Origin of the sequence: Holospora obtusa F1, assembly GCF_000469665.2 — a bacterium.
In the GTDB taxonomy this organism is placed as follows: domain Bacteria; phylum Pseudomonadota; class Alphaproteobacteria; order Holosporales; family Holosporaceae; genus Holospora; species Holospora obtusa.
On record NZ_AWTR02000074.1, the window covers coordinates 1 to 17,973 of the forward strand.

The 17,973-nt window shown below is 33.3% G+C and carries 17 protein-coding genes and 1 pseudogene; 8 read left to right on the plus strand and 10 right to left on the minus strand.

Annotated features, from left to right (window positions below):
• The 4 genes from P618_RS04225 to P618_RS04240 form a co-directional block, all read right to left on the minus strand.
• The coding region (locus P618_RS04225; RefSeq protein WP_040458488.1) for a hypothetical protein at positions 1-1,005 on the minus strand (1,005 nt) is incomplete at its 3' end.
• A 130-nt stretch (positions 1,006-1,135) separates the two neighbouring features.
• Positions 1,136-1,912: a hypothetical protein gene (locus tag P618_RS04230; RefSeq protein ID WP_021827008.1), complete on the minus strand. Its 777-nt coding sequence runs from the start codon at positions 1,910-1,912 to the stop codon at positions 1,136-1,138.
• 278 nt (positions 1,913-2,190) lie between these two features.
• A complete protein-coding gene (locus tag P618_RS04235) occupies positions 2,191-2,643 on the minus strand; it encodes a hypothetical protein (RefSeq protein WP_024161198.1) in 453 nt (150 codons plus the stop codon).
• A gap of 836 nt (positions 2,644-3,479) precedes the next feature.
• The gene (locus tag P618_RS04240) at positions 3,480-3,719 is read right to left on the minus strand and encodes an IS630 transposase-related protein (protein ID WP_021827010.1); all 240 of its coding nucleotides are present in this window, start codon (positions 3,717-3,719) and stop codon (positions 3,480-3,482) included.
• 193 nt (positions 3,720-3,912) lie between these two features.
• On the opposite strand from P618_RS04240, the gene P618_RS04245 reads away from it, so the two are divergent.
• From P618_RS04245 to P618_RS06895, 4 genes and pseudogenes are all read left to right on the plus strand, one after another.
• Positions 3,913-5,319: a hypothetical protein gene (locus P618_RS04245; protein ID WP_021827011.1), complete on the plus strand. Its 1,407-nt coding sequence runs from the start codon at positions 3,913-3,915 to the stop codon at positions 5,317-5,319.
• A gap of 459 nt (positions 5,320-5,778) precedes the next feature.
• On the plus strand, positions 5,779-6,069 hold the full coding sequence (locus P618_RS04250; protein ID WP_021827013.1) for a hypothetical protein: 291 nt from the start codon (positions 5,779-5,781) through the stop codon (positions 6,067-6,069).
• A gap of 31 nt (positions 6,070-6,100) precedes the next feature.
• The gene (locus P618_RS07955) at positions 6,101-6,262 is read left to right on the plus strand and encodes a hypothetical protein (RefSeq protein ID WP_021827014.1); all 162 of its coding nucleotides are present in this window, start codon (positions 6,101-6,103) and stop codon (positions 6,260-6,262) included.
• Between the two features lie 514 nt (positions 6,263-6,776).
• A pseudogene (locus tag P618_RS06895) lies at positions 6,777-7,441 on the plus strand (IS5 family transposase).
• 39 nt (positions 7,442-7,480) lie between these two features.
• Here the strand turns inward: P618_RS06895 and P618_RS07960 are convergent.
• A complete protein-coding gene (locus P618_RS07960) occupies positions 7,481-8,116 on the minus strand; it encodes a hypothetical protein (RefSeq protein WP_156919005.1) in 636 nt (211 codons plus the stop codon).
• A gap of 990 nt (positions 8,117-9,106) precedes the next feature.
• Here P618_RS07960 and P618_RS04275 point away from each other — a divergent pair.
• The 3 genes from P618_RS04275 (at position 9,107) to P618_RS04285 (ending at position 13,545) form a co-directional block, all read left to right on the plus strand.
• Positions 9,107-10,513, plus strand: coding sequence for a peptidylprolyl isomerase (locus P618_RS04275; RefSeq protein WP_021827020.1), 1,407 nt, complete (start codon positions 9,107-9,109; stop codon positions 10,511-10,513).
• Positions 10,514-10,515: 2 nt separating this feature from the next.
• Positions 10,516-10,911: a ribosome silencing factor gene (gene rsfS / locus P618_RS04280; protein WP_021827021.1), complete on the plus strand. Its 396-nt coding sequence runs from the start codon at positions 10,516-10,518 to the stop codon at positions 10,909-10,911.
• 636 nt (positions 10,912-11,547) lie between these two features.
• Positions 11,548-13,545: a hypothetical protein gene (locus P618_RS04285; RefSeq protein ID WP_021827022.1), complete on the plus strand. Its 1,998-nt coding sequence runs from the start codon at positions 11,548-11,550 to the stop codon at positions 13,543-13,545.
• 19 nt (positions 13,546-13,564) lie between these two features.
• Here P618_RS04285 and P618_RS09425 read toward each other — a convergent pair whose 3' ends face one another.
• Complete coding sequence (locus tag P618_RS09425; protein ID WP_420805328.1) at positions 13,565-13,792, minus strand: hypothetical protein; 228 nt, start codon at positions 13,790-13,792, stop codon at positions 13,565-13,567.
• Here P618_RS09425 and P618_RS08675 point away from each other — a divergent pair.
• Positions 13,691-14,008 carry a hypothetical protein gene (locus P618_RS08675; RefSeq protein WP_024161201.1) on the plus strand — a complete coding sequence of 106 codons (318 nt, stop codon included), beginning with the start codon at positions 13,691-13,693 and terminating at the stop codon, positions 14,006-14,008. The two genes, P618_RS09425 and P618_RS08675, sit on opposite strands and share 102 nt — an antisense overlap.
• A 267-nt stretch (positions 14,009-14,275) precedes the next feature.
• Here P618_RS08675 and P618_RS06115 read toward each other — a convergent pair whose 3' ends face one another.
• From P618_RS06115 to P618_RS04305, 4 genes are all read right to left on the minus strand, one after another.
• Positions 14,276-14,515, minus strand: a complete 240-nt coding sequence (locus P618_RS06115; protein WP_021827024.1) for a hypothetical protein — start codon at positions 14,513-14,515, stop codon at positions 14,276-14,278.
• Positions 14,516-15,059: 544 nt separating this feature from the next.
• Entirely contained in the window at positions 15,060-16,475 is a 1,416-nt protein-coding gene (locus P618_RS04295) for a glutamate--tRNA ligase (protein WP_162147081.1), read from the minus strand.
• Positions 16,476-16,595: 120 nt separating this feature from the next.
• Positions 16,596-17,252: a P-loop NTPase family protein gene (locus tag P618_RS04300; RefSeq protein ID WP_024161202.1), complete on the minus strand. Its 657-nt coding sequence runs from the start codon at positions 17,250-17,252 to the stop codon at positions 16,596-16,598.
• 5 nt (positions 17,253-17,257) lie between these two features.
• Positions 17,258-17,923, minus strand: coding sequence for a LolA family protein (locus P618_RS04305; RefSeq protein WP_024161203.1), 666 nt, complete (start codon positions 17,921-17,923; stop codon positions 17,258-17,260).
• Between the last annotated feature and the right edge of the window lie 50 nt (positions 17,924-17,973).

Consider the following 17,973-nt stretch of genomic DNA (forward strand, 5'->3'; position numbering starts at 1 on the left):
CTCTAAGCCCGCCTCTTGACATCGAGACACATAGTCGGACCATGGCTCTTGAGGGAGCTGTTTTGGCAAAAATTGCTTGACGTTTTCCATGACCAGTTCCGCGCCCGACTCGGCTGCCATGGTGGCTCCAGCAGCTAAAAAGGCCTTGCTCCAGTCCAGATGGCCAGAGTTCACGGCTTGCAGGCTCAGCGTAGAGGCCAAAGAGAGCGCTCCGTGGAGCAATTTGTGCTCTAGAAAGTTGATTTCCTTGCTTTGATACTCCAGCCCGATTTGCCCGGCCAGGAATCCAGAAGCTTGTATCAGGCCTTGTCCCGCAAGGGCTTTTAGAGGATCGGCCTGATAGACGGCACAATTCAAAGCAGTGTTTTTAACGGCATGGATGGCTCGGTGGTCGGGCAAAACCTGACCCAAAGCCAGGCTCGCTCCAGAAACTGCAAAACTTTTACCTGCGTCTTTTAACATTTCTCGAAAGTGAATGTGTCTGTGATCAGCCAGGCACTCCAGGCCTGAGTTCTGGATGAAGGCATGACCAGAGGCCGCAATCACCGATCCCACTAAAGGAGGAGCCAGCACCGCAGACAGAGCCGTGATACCCACGCCAAGGACAGCCTTAAAGGCGGGCTTAAACTGAGTGCTTATATGTGTTGCCTCCTGGATACAGGGCTCTAAAACCTGAAGGACCTGGCAAAAGGACTCTCGTGGAGCAATTTCTAAAGCCGGAGGAGCCCCTTGAGCTGACATCTCCAACAGCGGCGTGTCTACTCTAAGCACTCCATGCACGTCGCAGTTTCGGTAGCTCAGCCCTTGCCCAGCAAGGCTTTGAGTCTTGACTCGAACAATATTCTTTTTCAGAACCTGAGTCTTGTGATAGCTGTCTTGCACTGGAGCGGCCAGCAATTGAAGCTTTTGTGCCGAAAAAAGGCTCACCCCGTCAATAAACTCAGTAGCCTGGAAGGCCCCTTGCACCATGCTCACCTTCAAGTCTCCACACAAGGACCCCGGCACCGGAGCCGAGCTCTGGCGAGTTTCTTGAAGATAAAGAGAGCTAGAGGACTCCAGAAAAGTATTAACGCCCGGGCGGTGCTGAAGAGCGCGAGCCGTGATGCTCCCCGAGCCCTCAATATGGCCGCAACGCTTATCGATGACCTATCCCCACAACCTCTTCGGGCAGCAATAACAGCTGACCCAGAACATATTCGGCGCACACCAATGTTTGCCTCCAACGCGGTATCATGCAATTAAGTTGTAGATTATCTTTATGCTCTAACAAACACTTTTTACGATCTTCAATGATCTCTTCTAGTAAACTTTGCACAATGTTTCGCCGTCCCAAAGGCAACACATCGACGACAAAAAGATCGGGAAATGTACCAGGATCGAGATAAAAAAACGTATCTAAAATCATGTCAATCATAAAATCTTTGGCAGCATAATTAAGTGCTCCAGAAGGAAGTAAATGTAATGATCTCATTAACCACGAAATATATGTAGCTCCCCATTTTTCGTAATTTGTTATAACGCCAACCATAGGTTGCGACCACATACCCTCCATATACCATTCATCGGGAAAATATTTCATAACTGATGGAATAAATGAAGGATCTTCCAAGTGTTCTAAAGTCATAAACAAGTAATAAAAACACCAGGAAGCACGTTCGTATTCAAAAAATTCTCCGACCTTTTCTAGATAATCAACTCCTCGTTCTCCTAAGTCCCACATGTTAAAATAATGATCTAGCGCCTTTAGCAGATCTTTTTTAACTGCAAATTTTGGTAAAAATTCCATCCAATGATCTCTTAAAACTACCCCCATAGCTTCATGATCATGCCCGTCATCATAATAAAAAATCTCATCCATTACATCCTGAAGACTTTCATAATTCGTTTTCAAAACCATGTCATAAATTTTCATACTTTACTCCTTATTTCGTTAAATTTTTCTGCAAATATTCCGAAAAATGCACCTTATTTAATCGAATCACCGGCGTTGTTTCCCAGTAGTTTTTAAGAATACAATGGTCTTATGATATTTGTAATATTTATGAATATTTTAACATTCCGAGCAAGGTGAATTCATTAAGAATTAAATTTCTAATTTTTAGTCTTTTTTTTATGGTATCTAGATATCTAGATTTTTTTGCCTAACTTTTTCTCCAAATATGCTTTTTAGCCGTAAAAAGTAATTCTCTATTAAACTTCGCTTATGATACCCGCTAGTTTTCTTCCATTTTTCTGTGCCGCCAGCATCATATTGATCCAAAACAGCCCGACCCCCCTTGGAGTTTTCACCATAAAAGCCTCATCCTCTTTTTCTTCAGACAATGTTGCATTTTTTGGCATAGAGATAAATGGCTTTATATTACAAAGATATAGCAAGTTAAATATGCTATTCCAAGTATCACCATCAGCATAAAACTCACTAAATATACCAAAATATGCCATTATTTTCTCTATTAAGCAACCAGTTACAGATCCATCATAGGTTAGATTATCCGTAATTTTTTGGAAAACTACTAGCCTAGAATCCAAATCTATACCAAAATATAGTTTTAACCATTTCTTTCGTTTAGTATTATCCTTTCCATCTTGATTTTCCCCATATTTTTCACTGTTCCATTGATATTTTCCACATATTTTTACCACTACTATCGAGTGCAATTGTTATAGGCCTGCCCTTTGATTTTAAGCTATGTATAGCCTTTTTTAGAGGTTCAATATCTAGCTTTTTAGACCTTTTGGAAATAGAACTATAATACAGGCACGTCTAAATCGATATCGCTAGCCTTAAACAAAGATTCTTGCAAAGCCCTCAAGTTGCCTGAGCCTTAGCGAATAAACTTCAGATATTATAAGCAGGAATTTACTCGCAGCGTCAGAATATTTTGGATTTTTTTCGCGTCCTACTCTCTTCAAAAAGCTAGCTACTTATCACGTTTTGAGTTAAAAATATTTGGATATTCCCACGATTTATTAACGATTGGTTATGTTTCTTCCAGTTTCTGATCTTCTTTTTACTTGCTTCCATTTAAATTCTCCTTTTTTATTGCATATATTATACATCCTTAATATAGTAATGTTTAAGACTTAATCAAGAAAAAAAATTCTTTATTTTACGAGAAGAAATTATTCTAGGAAACAACGCCTAATCCATACCTCTTTTACCCAAGCTTCAAATAATTTTGTATGACAAGAACCATCAAATACCATAGGTGCTAACATACACAGCTATAATAGTTACCGCTCTTTTTGGCAGCAAGCTTTTTCCCTTTTCTGCCCCATCCTGTATTCTGCACAAATGGTCATTTCAATACCATTTTCATCAATATATACAAGACTTTCTGACAGTTTCTTTATATCGCTTTCGTTTTTCTTGGCTTGCTTGCAAGTAGGTAAAGATTTTTTTATAGCTAAATCTTAGCTTCTTTCACCGCCGATACACAAAACACATACTAGCATTAAATAGTTTTACTATCTTCTGCTCATTTTTTATCTTCATTGATCTCAACATAACCCCTTAGCTTCTCTGGGTCTATTTTGTCCTTGCTGCCTAAGCGTGATTTAGCTCTAATGGCCCCTGCTTCTTGATACCTGATCCACCACTTATTTACGCTATTTTTACTAATTTTGAATATTTTGGGAGTCATGTTTTGATCGTTACCAAGCTTGATATATTCTATTACTTGTTCCCTTAAATACAATCTGTATTGTTTCTTTATCATTTTCTCTTAAAAATAGCATCTCTTTGTCCCGTTTTCAAGCTAAATCTATATTAGCCAATTTATGTAAAAATTTTTATAAAAATTGTCAAGTTTATTTTTCATAATTAAGTCTTTTTTCGTTCTTTTATGATATTGACATTTATTTTTTTTTTATTAAGATATGTTGTGTAGAAAAAAATATAATATTTTCCATATGCATATAAAAAAATTATTTTTTTTAGTATTTTTTGTACAGCAAGGATTTTCTGTGCATTTTTCTGAAGGAGACTCTGAAGTTCGTCAATTAAATAACACGCAACACGTCAGTTTAGAAGAAAATTGTCAAAAAATTAAGACAGTACTCTCCATTAAAGATAAAAAAAAGGTTCAAGATTTATTGAAACAGATTGACTGGTCAAAATTTTGGAAAAAATTTAATTCAAATCCCTCTCAAGAAATGATTGTTTATATAATTTCCGCAATTTTTGATAAAAATAATCATCAAGATTTGGCTGAATCAGCATTAAAAAAATTAATAGAGAATTTTTCTGATGATCATTTGATCTTGTATACAAAAGCATTTTTATCTAAAAAGAATCAAGAAGAATCGCTTAAAAATGTCAATAAGCGACATACTCGTAGGGCATTACCTGTAAATTCTTCGAATATTCTTTCGTCAGAACTTGCTCATAACGCATTTAACGCTTTAGATTTAAATAGATTTCATAACGCATTTAACGCTTTAGATTTAAATAGATTTAATCAATTAGGATCTAATTCCAGAAAAAAATTTTGGTTAACATCTAGTGTCCCGCCTTCAAGCTTGTTGTCTTGTATCTTATCTTCGGATAATGACCCTGAGCTCGCTAAAGAAGCTTTTGACGCTATAGTTTTAAAAAAATTAAACGGAGATAATTTTTTAAATCGTAGTAATTTTAATGTAATGGAAATTATTTTAGATCCAAAAAATGATCAAAATCTTTGTGAAAAAGCTTTAGATGCTCTTGAATTTAAAAAATTTAGCCATACTAAGTTTTTGCATACACTAATTCAAATTTTATCTAATCAAGATAATTTGAAATTTTCTGAAAAAGCTTTAAATATTTTGGATCTTAAAGAAAGGGGGAATCAGTTAAGCGACGTAGCTTTTTGTGAGATCTTAGATCCAATTTTATCTCCGCAAAATCAATTCTCTCTTACTAAAAAAGCTTTAGATGATTTAGAGTTTCAAAAAAGGGTAAGTGAGTTAAGCTATAAAAATTTTTGTCAGGTGATATATGACGTTTTATCTCCGACTAATAGTTATGAAATTTCCGAAAAAGCTTTAAATGATTTGAATCTTAAAGAACGCGCAAGCAAATTAAGCGATGAAAATTTTTGTGCGCTGATAAATCAAATTTTATTCCAGTTCAATAATCCTCAGCTTGCTGAAAGAGCTTTAAATGATTTGTGTCTTAAAGAACGCGCAAGCAAATTAAGCGATGAAAATTTTTTTAATCTTCAACATAAAGTTTCATTTTTGCAAGATGGATTTCGTAATTTTCAGCTTGCTGAAAAAGTATTAAATGATTTGGATTTTAAAAAACGCGAAAGTCAATTAAGCGATAAAAATTTTAATTAATTTGCTGAAAGAGCTTTAAATGATTTAAGTCTTAAAGAACGCACAGCTGAATTAGATATAGAGGTATTTTTTGACCTAATAAAGAGAGAAGTATTTTGACGTTTAGATAGTTTTATGTCAAAATACGACTATATTGTCGTATTAAGGTCATCAGCAATGCTTTGCAAGAAGTATAATTTCGAAAACTGCATAAGGAACAGTATATTACGCAAGGTTCAGTGCTATAAGTGAAAGAATGAGGTTGTAACTTTGTTGAAGGTGACAATAGGGAAAAAAAAGAAAAACGGCTGTCAAAAAAGCCTTATGCGTTATTTTATACTCTTTAGCTAAGGCATCTTTTAACATGATGGGTAAAATTTTTGAACATTCTTCTTCTATTATATACAGAGTGGGTGGTTGCAGAGATGAAAAAAATACAAGGATCTTCGGTTTCAGGTAACATTCAAACAGTGAAATTTGATGAAATGCGGAATTTTTTTCAAAAAAGTCAAAAACTCTGAATTATCAAAGCCGTTGATCGTAGCGCACGGAGAACTTTTGCCTGGGTTACAGGGAATCGTGGTGCTGCAACTTTTACACGACTTTACGAAAAAGTCAAACATCTCAAAGATTGCACATTTTATACTGATAATGGGGATGCTTTTTCTAAAGTCTCTACCAAAAAACCGCCATAGTATTGAAAAATCAGGCACTGTATGCATAGAACAAGATAATAGTAATACAAAGACATCACCTAGGACGCATGACTAGACGCACTAAAGTAATTTCTAAGAAGAATTTTATGGTATACGGATCAATCAAGCTTTGGTGTGCGCTTACGACACCAAAAATCTTTAATCACTATCAAAAAAACACTGCTATCTATTCTTCAGGTAAAAACTCTCAAAGAGAGTTGTATCTTCTAAAAACAATTGGGTTACTTGTAAAGCTCTTGAAGTTTTAGATTTGAAAAAGAGAATGAATGAAACGTTTCAAACAATAAAGACTGAAATACAAGAAATGCGCAAAAAAGTTCAAGTAAGAGGAATTTGGAAATGTTGCGGGGATGGTATACGTATAGATACTTTAAATTCTATAACTAAAATGCATGGTAAAACCTATGTGTTTAGTCCTGACCACATGTTGTTGGGACTAAACACTTATGTTATATAGCTTTTTGTAACAAAGCAAAAGTATTAACACTTTTTCATTAATCTCAAGCTTATTTATGTCCAGGACGTTGATAACGCCCTATCAATTGCTTTCCACAAAGGACGAGCTGTGCAGACAATTTCCTAAAATCTATGAGAAGTTAGACCCATTGAATATTTCTGAATTTTTCCTATCTTAGATGCTTGTGCGCTTACTTTAGACCGTTAATCTCATATGCTTTCATAAAATTATACTAAATAGTGTAGTCACGAGATAGGAAGTATGATATAAGTGATGCAGTTATTTCATGAATGCATAGGTATTATATGTCAAAAGCCCATCGTCACCACGATATTTCAGACCGCGTATGGAGTTGTGTTAGAGCCTCATTTACCAGGACGAGAAGGGGGTTGGGGCGGGAGAGCTCAAGATAATTGCCAATGTATTAATGCCATTTTTTGGATCTTAAGGACAGGAGCGCCATGGCCAGATTATGGAAGCTGGAGCAATACGCACCGTCGTTTTATCAGATGGAGAGACAAAGGTATCTGGGAGAAGTTGCTCGAAGAATGAGTTGATGTTCCGGATTATAAATGGCTAATGATTGATGCAAGTCACATCAAAGTGCATCTTCATACAGCTGGTGCGAAAGGTGGAAATCAAGAGATGAGCCGGCTCAAAAGGGGGCTTAATACAAAGGTACATCTGGCCGTGGATGCGCATGGTATGCCGAGTCAGAATCATTATTACAGACGGTACCACGGCTGATTGCACGCAAGCTTGGCAATTGATAAGCGGCATCGCAGCCGAGTATTTACTCGCAGACAAAGGCTATGATAAAGATTTATACAAGTTGCGGCATCTTGTTGAAAATGCATTTCTCCATCTCAAGCGCTGGCGCGGTACTGCAAGCCGTTATGCGAAAAATGTCAGATCATTCTTGGCAGCATTAAAAATTCGATGTATCGCTTTATGGGCTAATATCTCGTGACTACACTATCTAACGCATCAGGTCTATTTTTGTATCGTTTTAATATTTATTTGTCCCTTCTTTACTTGGTTCAAATTCGTTTGCATCAATTCGTGGTAAATAATTTACGAAAAAATTATGCTTAAAGTAAGTAGGATTATTTTTGATTAAATCTTTGAAACTATTAAAAATAAACCTTAATGCCATCTTTGATTCAGGATCTTTAAACGAATTTATCATAAACTCTAATTGATTTAGTGAATCAGAATTTTTAAAAAACTCATTAAAATGCGCAACAAACCTTGAATTCACTACAAAATCACCCTCTCCATCACCTTCATCATCATAATAAGGCGTTCCGTTTTGTAAAACATTTTTTTGAATTTCATTTATAAATTTTTGAACTTTATTAATTGTTTTAGTGAATTTCCAACCATTCATCCAAGCTGCATGTATCTCGCGAAGAAAAAAAACATTTTCCTTGCTAATTTTTGGTGCTTTATTTATTTCTTGAAACATTTCAAAAAGTATTTCATTTTTCTTGTCATCAAATTTATTCGATATTTCTTGAATTTTTGCTTTTTTATTTTTTATTATTTTAGAAAATTCTGCAATTCTTTTTTCAGACGCATTATTTTGCTCCATATCCAGTAAGTTTTTTGAAAGATTTTCTTGAGTATTGTTTAATCCGCTCAACGCGTCATGAATTTCTTTAAGATTTCTATAGACGTCAGGAAAATAGTTTCCAAGCTTTTGATAAAATAACGTTTCGCATTGTTCAAAATCAATATTTTCTGGAACTATGTGCTTTATTTCCATTTGTCTTTCCAAAGAAAAATGACTAAACCTAGATTTCGATGGAAAATCAAGTTTTTCAACTCTCTTCATAAGATTTTCTATCCTATCTATTTCCAAAATACTGTAAGCATCTTTACTTATTTTTTTTACTATGCTTGTTGACTGTTTTCTCTTTTCGCTGTCAGAGCTCTCACTATCTTTTTGTTTTCCAGCAAACAAATTTTCTGAACAAATAAATCCAACTATGAGAAATAAATAATACAAGTTATTTAACATGTTTTTTTAATTAAAAAATAATACTTTATTATAATATATATTTATAAAAATGTCAAGAAATATTAGAGCAAAGCCTGCGCATGAAAAAATTTTTGCAGTGATTTGATTAGGCGCTTGAATGCCGTTGAATTTTTACGCATCACGATGTTTTTAAAAACTCATCTAGAAAAATATGCATGTATTCTTTGTTTACTTCACCCATTATAAAGCTAAAATTATCTCCTTTAGTCGATACCGCGATGTAGACATAAAAAGAATTAATACATGTTTGAAACCTTTTTACCATCATTTGTTATATCAGATTATAACTAGAAAATGGTATAATATTACCATACTTTTTGTCTTATTGTGTTCATCATAAAATTTAGAAAATAAACATCTATGAGCTTTATATGGGTCTGTATATCTATCTCGAAAATCATCCTCAATAACGGTACCTACGTTAGCCCCCAGTAAATTACGCACATTTTCCTCTTTTATCCTTTCGGAAAGTCATTGCACAGATTTTTAACCTATATTAATTTCGGTTGGTAACGTGAATCAGGAAAAAGAGTTGATTTTACGAAAAGAACGCTATATTCTTATGAACATTAGTGATAGCGTACTGCTAGAATGTTCGAATCTAAAAAATCTCCTTTTGTTGTGGGATTATTTGTCTTGCTAGCCTTTGCTTTAAGTATGGGATCTCCTTTCGTAAAATTTTCTCAAATATGGGATCGTCCAGTGATCTCAGTGGGAAAAACAAAAATTTATGAACAAGAATTTAGAAAATTGTTTGCGCAGAAAATGCGTATGCTTTCTATATTAAAATCTTCAGGAGCACTTCCTTCTACTGTCCTTGGCCACGAAACTCAGTATATATTAGAAGATCTTCTAAAAGATATTGCGTTAAAAGAAGAGTTGCGTACGTTAGGATTTCAAGTCTCTGATCGTTATATTAAACAGCTTATTACAAAGTATCCAGAATTTCAGGATGGAAAAGGGAAGTTTTCAGAGCGAAAATTTAGAGAAACATTAAAAAGTTTATCTTTGGGATTAAAAGAATTTTTAGATTTGGAAAAAGATCGTATTTCAAAGCAAAGGCTACAGCAAACATTGATGCTTCAATTCCTTACTCCTTCAATTTTAGAGCATGGCATAGATAAAGCTGTAGGGCAAAGAAGAAAGATACGATGGAAAAAATATGATCCTTCTTCTATTCAAAACGTCACTCCTCCAACATTAGAAGAGTTAAAAACATTCTATCATAAGAAAGAAAAATTTAAGGCCCCTCTTTCTAAGCGAGTGACTGTATTAAAAGTTTCTTCTCTTAAAAAAAATGCTCGAGAGATGGTTCAGGTAGAAGAGGAACTTAGTGCAGGAAATAGTTTGGAAGAAATTGGAAAAAAATTAAATCTTTACTGCACAACGGTTTCTGTTCAGAGATTAAAAGATGTTGATAAAATTATATCTAATAACAGCCCTTTATCATTTAAAAAAATGACTTATGATAAGATAAATCTCTTGAATCCCAAAAGTGACCCCGAAATTGTTCAAAATGCGCAAGAAGCTTATGTAATTCAAGTTCAACGTATAGAACCGGAGCGGTTATTAAGTTTTGAAGAAGCTAAACCATTGTTAAGAGTAAGTTGGTTAAAAATGGCTAAAAGGAATTTAGCAAAAAAACAAGCTTTAAAAGACAAAAATAAAGAAAAAGTAAAAAAAATGCAACATGCGTACGTTACTTGGCTTGCTCCTAACAAGGATATTCCGGAAATTATTTGGAATACAGCTTTTAAGATTTCCCTGCATGAATTTCGCGTTATTGAAAAAAAAGACGGAATCTGGCTTTTATATTTAGAAGAAATTGAAGAGATGTATAAAACTCCAGAGCAATTAGAAGAAACACATCGTTTACTTAAAGAGGAATGGAAAATTAAAGCCTGGTACAGTTATACACAAGGTTTATTGAAACAGTATCAGATAGAAATAGACACGAATCGAATTGAAAATATTTTACAAAATCAGAAAGGAAGATAAATATGGAAGTCGTGTTAAAAGAAATTTTTGAACTTATGGAAAGCAAAAAAACAGAGAACATCGTTTCTATTGATGTTCTAGAGCGTTGCGCTTTTGCTGACTTTTTTGTTATAGGGCAATGCCGCACTTCTAGACATCTAATCACAGTATGTGATGCTCTCATGGGTTGGGCAAAGACGCGCGGACGTGAAATTCGTGTTCAGGGACGTAATGAGGAAACGACTTGGATTGTCTTGGATCTTAGTTCAGTTTTTGTACATTTATTTTTAGAAGATGCGCGTAAGGTGTTTAATCTTGAATCTTTGTGGAGCGATGCTTCTCCTAAACAATACGCACTGATTGCTCAACCAAAATTGAATAGTTTTTGTTCAAATGACCACTCAGATAGGGAAATCTGATGCACACATAATCTAAAATTTAATAATATTTATTATTTTATTTCGAAGTTTTTTGCGCTTCAGAGAATTTTTTTTATCTATGAACGTTATCCGTCGTTAATACAACAAACTGATTTTATTCAGTTTTTGTGTTCATTCTGAAAAAAAAATTAGTTTAAATTTTTACTATTAGACCGACTGCGCAAATATCAATTTAAGAAGAACTCATGTAAAACGTGTGAAGGTTAATCGCATAATTCAAATATATTTTACCGTCTTTTGAGATAGAAGATAAGGGGGCGTTTCACAGGTGTTAACGCTCCTTTTCATAAGTTTCGATAATAATGTAAAATAAAAAAATATCTTTATTTAAACACTTGAAAGGCGTTTTTCTACTTTTGGCAGTCATGGTGAATTTTCGAACGCATGCGTACCTTTATTTAAATTATGCCATAAAGCTTTATGGAATTGAAGTTTTTTTACCTTAATTAATACGGCTTTTATTACGATTGTATTAGGTTCATCTTATTGATTATATTTAAAATTAAAATATTTTTAAAATATTTTCTATATATTTTTTGTGAATAATAATTTTTTATTGACAAAATAAGCAAGGAACGTTTATTATGAGACATTAGATATTTAGTATATTTTTTTATGAAAATTAAAATTTTTTTATTATTTATGGCTCTAAATAAACAGGTTTTTTGTTCCTTTCCTGTACAAAATGTGATAAACGGAAATTGGAGTAATTTAGATCATATACATGATACGATTAAGAAATTGAAAGAAAACACGGATGATATCAATCCTGGTGATTTTCTTAAAGTTTTAGAGACAATGACGAGAAAAGCAAAGAACGTCAAAGAGGTGCAAAATTTCTTTAAAGAATGTTTTTTTAAAGATTTTGGACTTTTTAGAAAAATTTTTAAAACAGTTTTTACGATGGACTCTATCGACGAAACGCATAGAAAGATTTTTTTTGAGCTTGCTTTAGAGTGGGGAAATGAAATTGAAGATAGTTCTCATTTGACATGGGGTACGTTATTATTTGAAATATCTAATTTATCTATCAAAACTGATTCAAAAATTTCAAAAAAAATTAAAAATATTTTTTTGAGAATTAAGAAAATGAATGATCATCATTTTCTTCAAGTGATAAACGCGTTTTTTAGTTTTAAAGGAGAGTTAAATTTAGATCTTCTTGAAAAAATAAATTTCAAAAAAATTAATGATTTCGATGAAGAAAATTATAGCGCAATTATATGTATATTTTGCAGATCTAAACAAAAAATTCCTTTAGATTTTTTTAAAAAATTTAATTTTAAAAAAATTGATACTTTGGAGGATATTGCTTTTGTAGATTGTGTACAAGATATTGCGATGACGAGTCAAAAAATTTGTTTAAATTTTTTTGAAAATGTAGATGTTGCGAAAAGAATAAAGTCTATCAAAGAAGATCAGGAATACGTCAGAGCTGCGTGCGCACTCTGCAAGTCTCCTCATACATTTTCTTCGAGTTTTTTTGAATGCATTGATCTTGAAAGGATTAACGCATCACAAGATGACTATGATTTTGTTGATATTGTTTCTGCGCTTTTCAGCTCTAAGCAAAAGATTCCTTTAAAAATTTTTGAAAAAATATCTTTTATAAAAATTGGTGAAATAAAATTAGATTATAAATTTTTAGAGCTTTTATCTATATTTTGTCAATCTAAACATAAAATTTCTTTAGATTTTTTAAAAGATCCTGCTGTTATGAAAAGAATTAAAAAAATTAAACCAGAATATTGGTTTGTCGATGCTATAAATTATATTTTTAAATCTAAGTATAAAGTTCCTTCAGAATTTTTTGAAAACGCGGATGTTCTTGAAAGAATTTCTAAACTAGATTCGGATGATCATTTTCTTTCTATTTTGTCTAAAATTGATGGATCTAAGCCAAATATTTCTTCAAAATTTTTCGAAAATGATTTTATTATTCAAAGATTTCGAAAAATAAAAAGCAAAAAAGATTTTGTTTCTGCTTTACTTAAAATTAACAAAATCAAGCAAAAAATTTCTTTAAAGTTTTTTGAACAAGGTAGGATTGTAGAAAGAGTGAACGCAATGAAATGTTCTCGCAGCTTCATCTTAGCTTTGGCAGCTCTTTGCAAATCTCCGCACCAAATTCCTTTAAGACTTTTTGAAGATATCGATTTTAATAGAATAAATGAAGTTTTTGGTTATGATGTTGATTTTTATAAAATTATACGTGCTCTTTACAAATCTAGGCATCCAATTCCTTTGAAGATTTTTAAATGTATAGATTTTGAAAAAGTCAACTGTTTTTGTGATCGTTTTTTTTCAAATATTCTATGTGTGATTTGCGAATCTAAGCAAAAAATTCCTTTAAGTTTTTTTAAAAACATTTCTTTTAAAAGAATAAATTCTCTAGAAAATAATGATGATTTTGTAAGAGTGATCTCTGCATTTTGCAATTCTGAACATGAAATTCCTTTAAAAGTTTTTGAGTGCTTTTCTTACGAAATAATTCGTAAGTTAAAGAAATCTGACTTTATAAAAATTGCTTCTGTTTTTAAAAAATCTAAACAAAAGATTCCTTTAAAAATTTTAGAGTCTCTTGATACTGATTTAAAAAAAATAAACGAATAAGGAACGCAACTATTTGAAATTAAAAATTGTTTAGTCCTAACAACATATGGTTTGGATGATGATTAAAATTTGACTTTTTACGTTCAAATTCTAACATGATAATATCAAAATGGGGCTGATATTTCAATGATTTCAGCTTTCTTTGATGATTATAGTAAAGCACAAAGGCCATCATATAGAATTTCAGCTCATCGAGGTCTTTGTAAAAATAAGCCTTTGTTGTGTAGTGTTTGAGGATTCTGTTGATAACTTCGACCTGAGCGTTGGTCCAAGGATGCTTGAATTTAGTAAATCTGTGTTCAATCTTATGCTTCTTGCACATCACATCAAAGGGGTGCGTTTTGTTTTTTGTCCTCAGGTGTTGCGCAAGCGGTTTATAGGTAAATTGCGCCCCATTGTCTGTGAGAATTTTCGTTATTTTACAAAAACAATGGGCGATCATATTTTTCAAAAATGCACTTGACTCGTCAACCGACATCTTTGAATGGAGCTCGACATAAACGTACTTTGTGGCTCAATCAATGGCCTACAAAAAGGTCGCATTTCCCTTGATCTGTGCGAACTTCGATACTGTCAATATGAACAAATAAGGAGATATTCTTTAAATTTCTTTTTTTCAGGAGCCGACCCTTCTTTGGGTAAGACATTTAGACTATTTCTTTTGAGGCATCAATGCAGATTAGAGCCCATGAGATTGGGAATCTTCTCTTTCAAAGCACTATAAACATTATTAAGCAGAAAGCTTAGAAACGCGCCTGAATTTACACACAATCTTTTGCTTCTGTTGCAGATATAAATGCTTTGGCTGTGCAGGGCCAGAGCGTTTATCTTCAACACAACCGGCTTTCTTCCACTTCAAAACCGAAGGACCAGACGCTTTGCTATTTTTAGCGGTGCTCTGTACAGAGCTTTGTATTTCTTTTCGGACTCGAAGCGTCCTCTTGGCATTTTCATGCAATATACTTCCCATAAATTAGCCTCCTTTTAGTTCCTTATAAGGTTATACCATAAGAATGTGGAACTAAACACCGGTGCTATCGATTTATGATTAACATACTCAGCTATAGTATTTGTCCGCTAATAATAATTTACCGCTCTTTTTGGCAGAAAGCGAAAAAAGTTTTCTGCCCCATCCTTGTGTCTGCACAAATGATCATCTCAACATCGCTTTCATTATTTTTTTTTATAGCTAAAGTCTAGCTCCTTTAAGCGCTGATACACAAAAATATTAGCATTAAATCTTCTGCTCATTTTTTATCTTCATTGACCTCAACATAAACCCTTAACTTTTCTGGGTCTATTTTGCCCTTTCTGCCTAAGCGTGGTTTAGCTCTAATGGCCCCTACCTTCTTAACTCAGCTAACTTACGTTACTTCTTGGACATCGTGTCTTGATTGTTACTAATCTTAATATATTCTATTACTCGTTCCCTTAGATCTAAGCTGTATTACTTCTTTGTCATTTTCTCTTAAAAACAGCATCTCCTTGCTCCGTTTTCATGCTAAATTACTATACTAGAATTTTTTGTTAACAAAAGATTTTAAACGATACTCCAGACTCTGTTTTTCCAGAAGTGATAAAATCTCTACCATCGGAGGACCTTTCAATTTTCCCGTAATTATCCAACGCAAAGAACCACAAACTTCAAAATATTTTAAAGAAAATTTTTGAGAAAGAGATTTAGTCCAATCCTTCCAAAGTCCACTCCATGACATTTCTGTAGAACTCGTCTTGATTTTTATCAAACTAGCTTCCCATTGAAAATATACTGCATCAAGATATTCAGAATTTTTTAATAAATCTGAAAAAAAATTTTCTGTATTTTCTTGACACGTATACCATTCCGTGTCAAAAATTTGATCCCAAGCTTGAATATCAAAAAATGAATACACATTTTTCGCAATACACTCCCAATGCATTTTTTTTAAATTTTTACAAGGAAAATCTGACAAATAGTACTGAAGATCTTCCCAAGATATTTGAGAAAAGTACCGATTAGAAGCGCTCCAAATTGTTTCGAGATTCAACCGAATTTCTGCAGCTTTTGCATAAGTTTTCCAAGAAAAATCATATACTCTTTCCTTAAACGTTTTTATTAACTCAATATTTTCACAAGATAAATTAAGTAAAACCTGACAAATACTTTCTGGAAAAACCCCTTCAGAACGCCAATCTCTAACACTATTCCCTTTTGTCCGCTTTGAAAATTTTTCCCCGGTTTCTTGCTGCAAAAGAGGTAAGTGAGCAAAAACAGGACACGTTTTTTTTAAAGCTTCAAACATTTGACATTGAATAGCTGTATTAACATAGTGATCAATTCCTCGAATTACGTGCGTTATACTATGTTGTGGGTCTTGATCATCTAATACGCTTGTCAGCAAATAACTTAAACTTCCGTCTTCCCGTATAACAACTGGATCACTGACGTGATGCGTATCATAGTAACACTCACCTTGAAGTTGATCTTGCCAAAACGTTTTTTCTTTTTTTAAAGCAAAGCGCCAATGTTTTGTCCTCGTATAATCAATCAAACGAGTTTGCCTATCAAAAACCGGAGCTTGATGATTAAGTCGTAATTTTTCTCTTTGCGCTTCCAACTCTTCTGCAGTTTCACAACACGGATAAAGACGACCAATACGCTTCAATTCATCAATATACGGCGCGTAAAATTCACCTCGATCTGATTGAGCAAAACAAATATCCCAGTCTATTCCTAGCCATTTCAGATCTTTTTTCAAAGATTCCACGTAAAAATGATTACATCTCGCCTTATCGGTATCGTCAATACGTAAAATAAAAATGCCTTCATATTTTCTAGCAAACATCCAATTAAACAAAGCGATTCTAACGTTCCCCAAATGCAAAAAACCTGTTGGACTAGGAGCAAATCGAACTTTAGGATAAGAATTCAAAAATAAATTATCTAACATTAAACACCACATAATCATAAAGGAAAAAAAAGTTTAGTCAAGTACAAAAAACATTTTTAACTTTTGTACAATTTTCCTGACATTAGATTCGTATCAAATACGTACTTCACCTAAATTGTTTCACATACCACAATCGTTTTTCCAATTTAATGCGGCTTTAACAACAGATATACTAAGATTCGCGTGATGTTTTAAAGTATATTCATGAACTTTTTCCACAATTGTACGTATGCTCGAAAAAGAACGATCCATCCGCTTGACTAAAAAATCTAAAATTTGAGGGTACACAATAAATCCAACATCGTAAAACGCTTTCTTTAAAACTTTAAGCAATAACACATCGTCAGGTTCTTGAATCTGTATACACAAGAACGCAATAACACGAGAGCGCAAAGCAGGATAGGAACAATAAAGATGTAGTGGTAAAGCGCTTAACCACAAACAACTCGATCCTGATTCTCGGATTTCTTCTAAAAATCCCAAAATATCTTGTTCGTTAAAAGAACAAGAAGAAATATCCAAAACATACTTTCCTTTTGTATTCACAAAAGAAGCATGCGCACACGGCAACCAAACTGCGTTATGCTTTTTCGCCCACAACATTCCTAAATGCGTTTTTCCACTATCTTTTGGACCATAAATATTCACATGTTGACAAGGCCACTTTTCTTTTTGAATCCATTCAAAAGCATGAACATTACTTTGCCCCACACAAAAAGAATCGTTATCTAAAAGAGGATTCCAAAATAAAGGCAATACAGGGTGAGTATATATCATAGAAATCAACGTGAGACCGATGTAGAAAAAGTTTTTGGTAAAATTACAACATTCGTATTAACTTCTGTAAGCTCTAAAGCAATTTCTCTGTGATGTTCATCATAAATAATCCAACCAAAAAACTTAGGCTCCTCAACCTTATCTTCTTTAAAAATCAGCACAACTTTTCCACTCATCACATCATCTTTTTTCACTAAATAAATATATGTATAAACATCTTGATTTTTTTTCGCAGAAACCACACGCTCAATTCGAACGTATCTCGTATCTATACCCTGGGTATTTAATACAATCTGTAAAGGAGTTTCTGAAAAATCTACTGAGCTACTTTCTTCTAACTCCCCTTGAACATCAAACACATATTCCGTTAAATAGTTTCCATCGCAAAGAATTTCTTTACGCTGTCCCGAGCTATTTCTTTCATAAATAATACGAAGTTTTCCAGGTTTCTTCAGATACATTTTTCCTTTGATGCATCCGGCCCCACTCGTTTGAATAAAACTTGCCTCTACAGTATTAAATTTCTTTAAAGAATTATTATATTTTTCTAAAGCAAAAGATTCACACGTAACATCCCGAGAACACTGCTCTCCTTTTGCAGTATCAAAACAAAATAAAAACGTTACAAGAGCAATTTTTAAAGCCACATCTATCACACCACTACAAATCAAAAAACCCTCCTTTAATTATAAGCTTCGTATTTTATTTCAATTTTTTGCTT

What these genes read in the sequence shown, in the direction of transcription:
- P618_RS04230 (WP_021827008.1), bottom strand. Translation starts at nt 1,912, where the DNA reads ATGAAAATTTATGACATGGTTTTGAAAACGAATTATGAAAGTCTTCAG.
- P618_RS04240 (WP_021827010.1), bottom strand. Translation starts at nt 3,719, where the DNA reads ATGATAAAGAAACAATACAGATTGTATTTAAGGGAACAAGTAATAGAA.
- P618_RS04245 (WP_021827011.1), top strand. Translation starts at nt 3,913, where the DNA reads ATGCATATAAAAAAATTATTTTTTTTAGTATTTTTTGTACAGCAAGGA.
- P618_RS04250 (WP_021827013.1), top strand. Translation starts at nt 5,779, where the DNA reads ATGAAATGCGGAATTTTTTTCAAAAAAGTCAAAAACTCTGAATTATCA.
- P618_RS07955 (WP_021827014.1), top strand. Translation starts at nt 6,101, where the DNA reads ATGGTATACGGATCAATCAAGCTTTGGTGTGCGCTTACGACACCAAAA.
- P618_RS04275 (WP_021827020.1), top strand. Translation starts at nt 9,107, where the DNA reads ATGTTCGAATCTAAAAAATCTCCTTTTGTTGTGGGATTATTTGTCTTG.
- rsfS (WP_021827021.1), top strand. Translation starts at nt 10,516, where the DNA reads ATGGAAGTCGTGTTAAAAGAAATTTTTGAACTTATGGAAAGCAAAAAA.
- P618_RS04285 (WP_021827022.1), top strand. Translation starts at nt 11,548, where the DNA reads ATGAAAATTAAAATTTTTTTATTATTTATGGCTCTAAATAAACAGGTT.
- P618_RS08675 (WP_024161201.1), top strand. Translation starts at nt 13,691, where the DNA reads ATGATTATAGTAAAGCACAAAGGCCATCATATAGAATTTCAGCTCATC.
- P618_RS06115 (WP_021827024.1), bottom strand. Translation starts at nt 14,515, where the DNA reads ATGGGAAGTATATTGCATGAAAATGCCAAGAGGACGCTTCGAGTCCGA.
- P618_RS04295 (WP_162147081.1), bottom strand. Translation starts at nt 16,475, where the DNA reads ATGTTAGATAATTTATTTTTGAATTCTTATCCTAAAGTTCGATTTGCT.
- P618_RS04300 (WP_024161202.1), bottom strand. Translation starts at nt 17,252, where the DNA reads ATGATATATACTCACCCTGTATTGCCTTTATTTTGGAATCCTCTTTTA.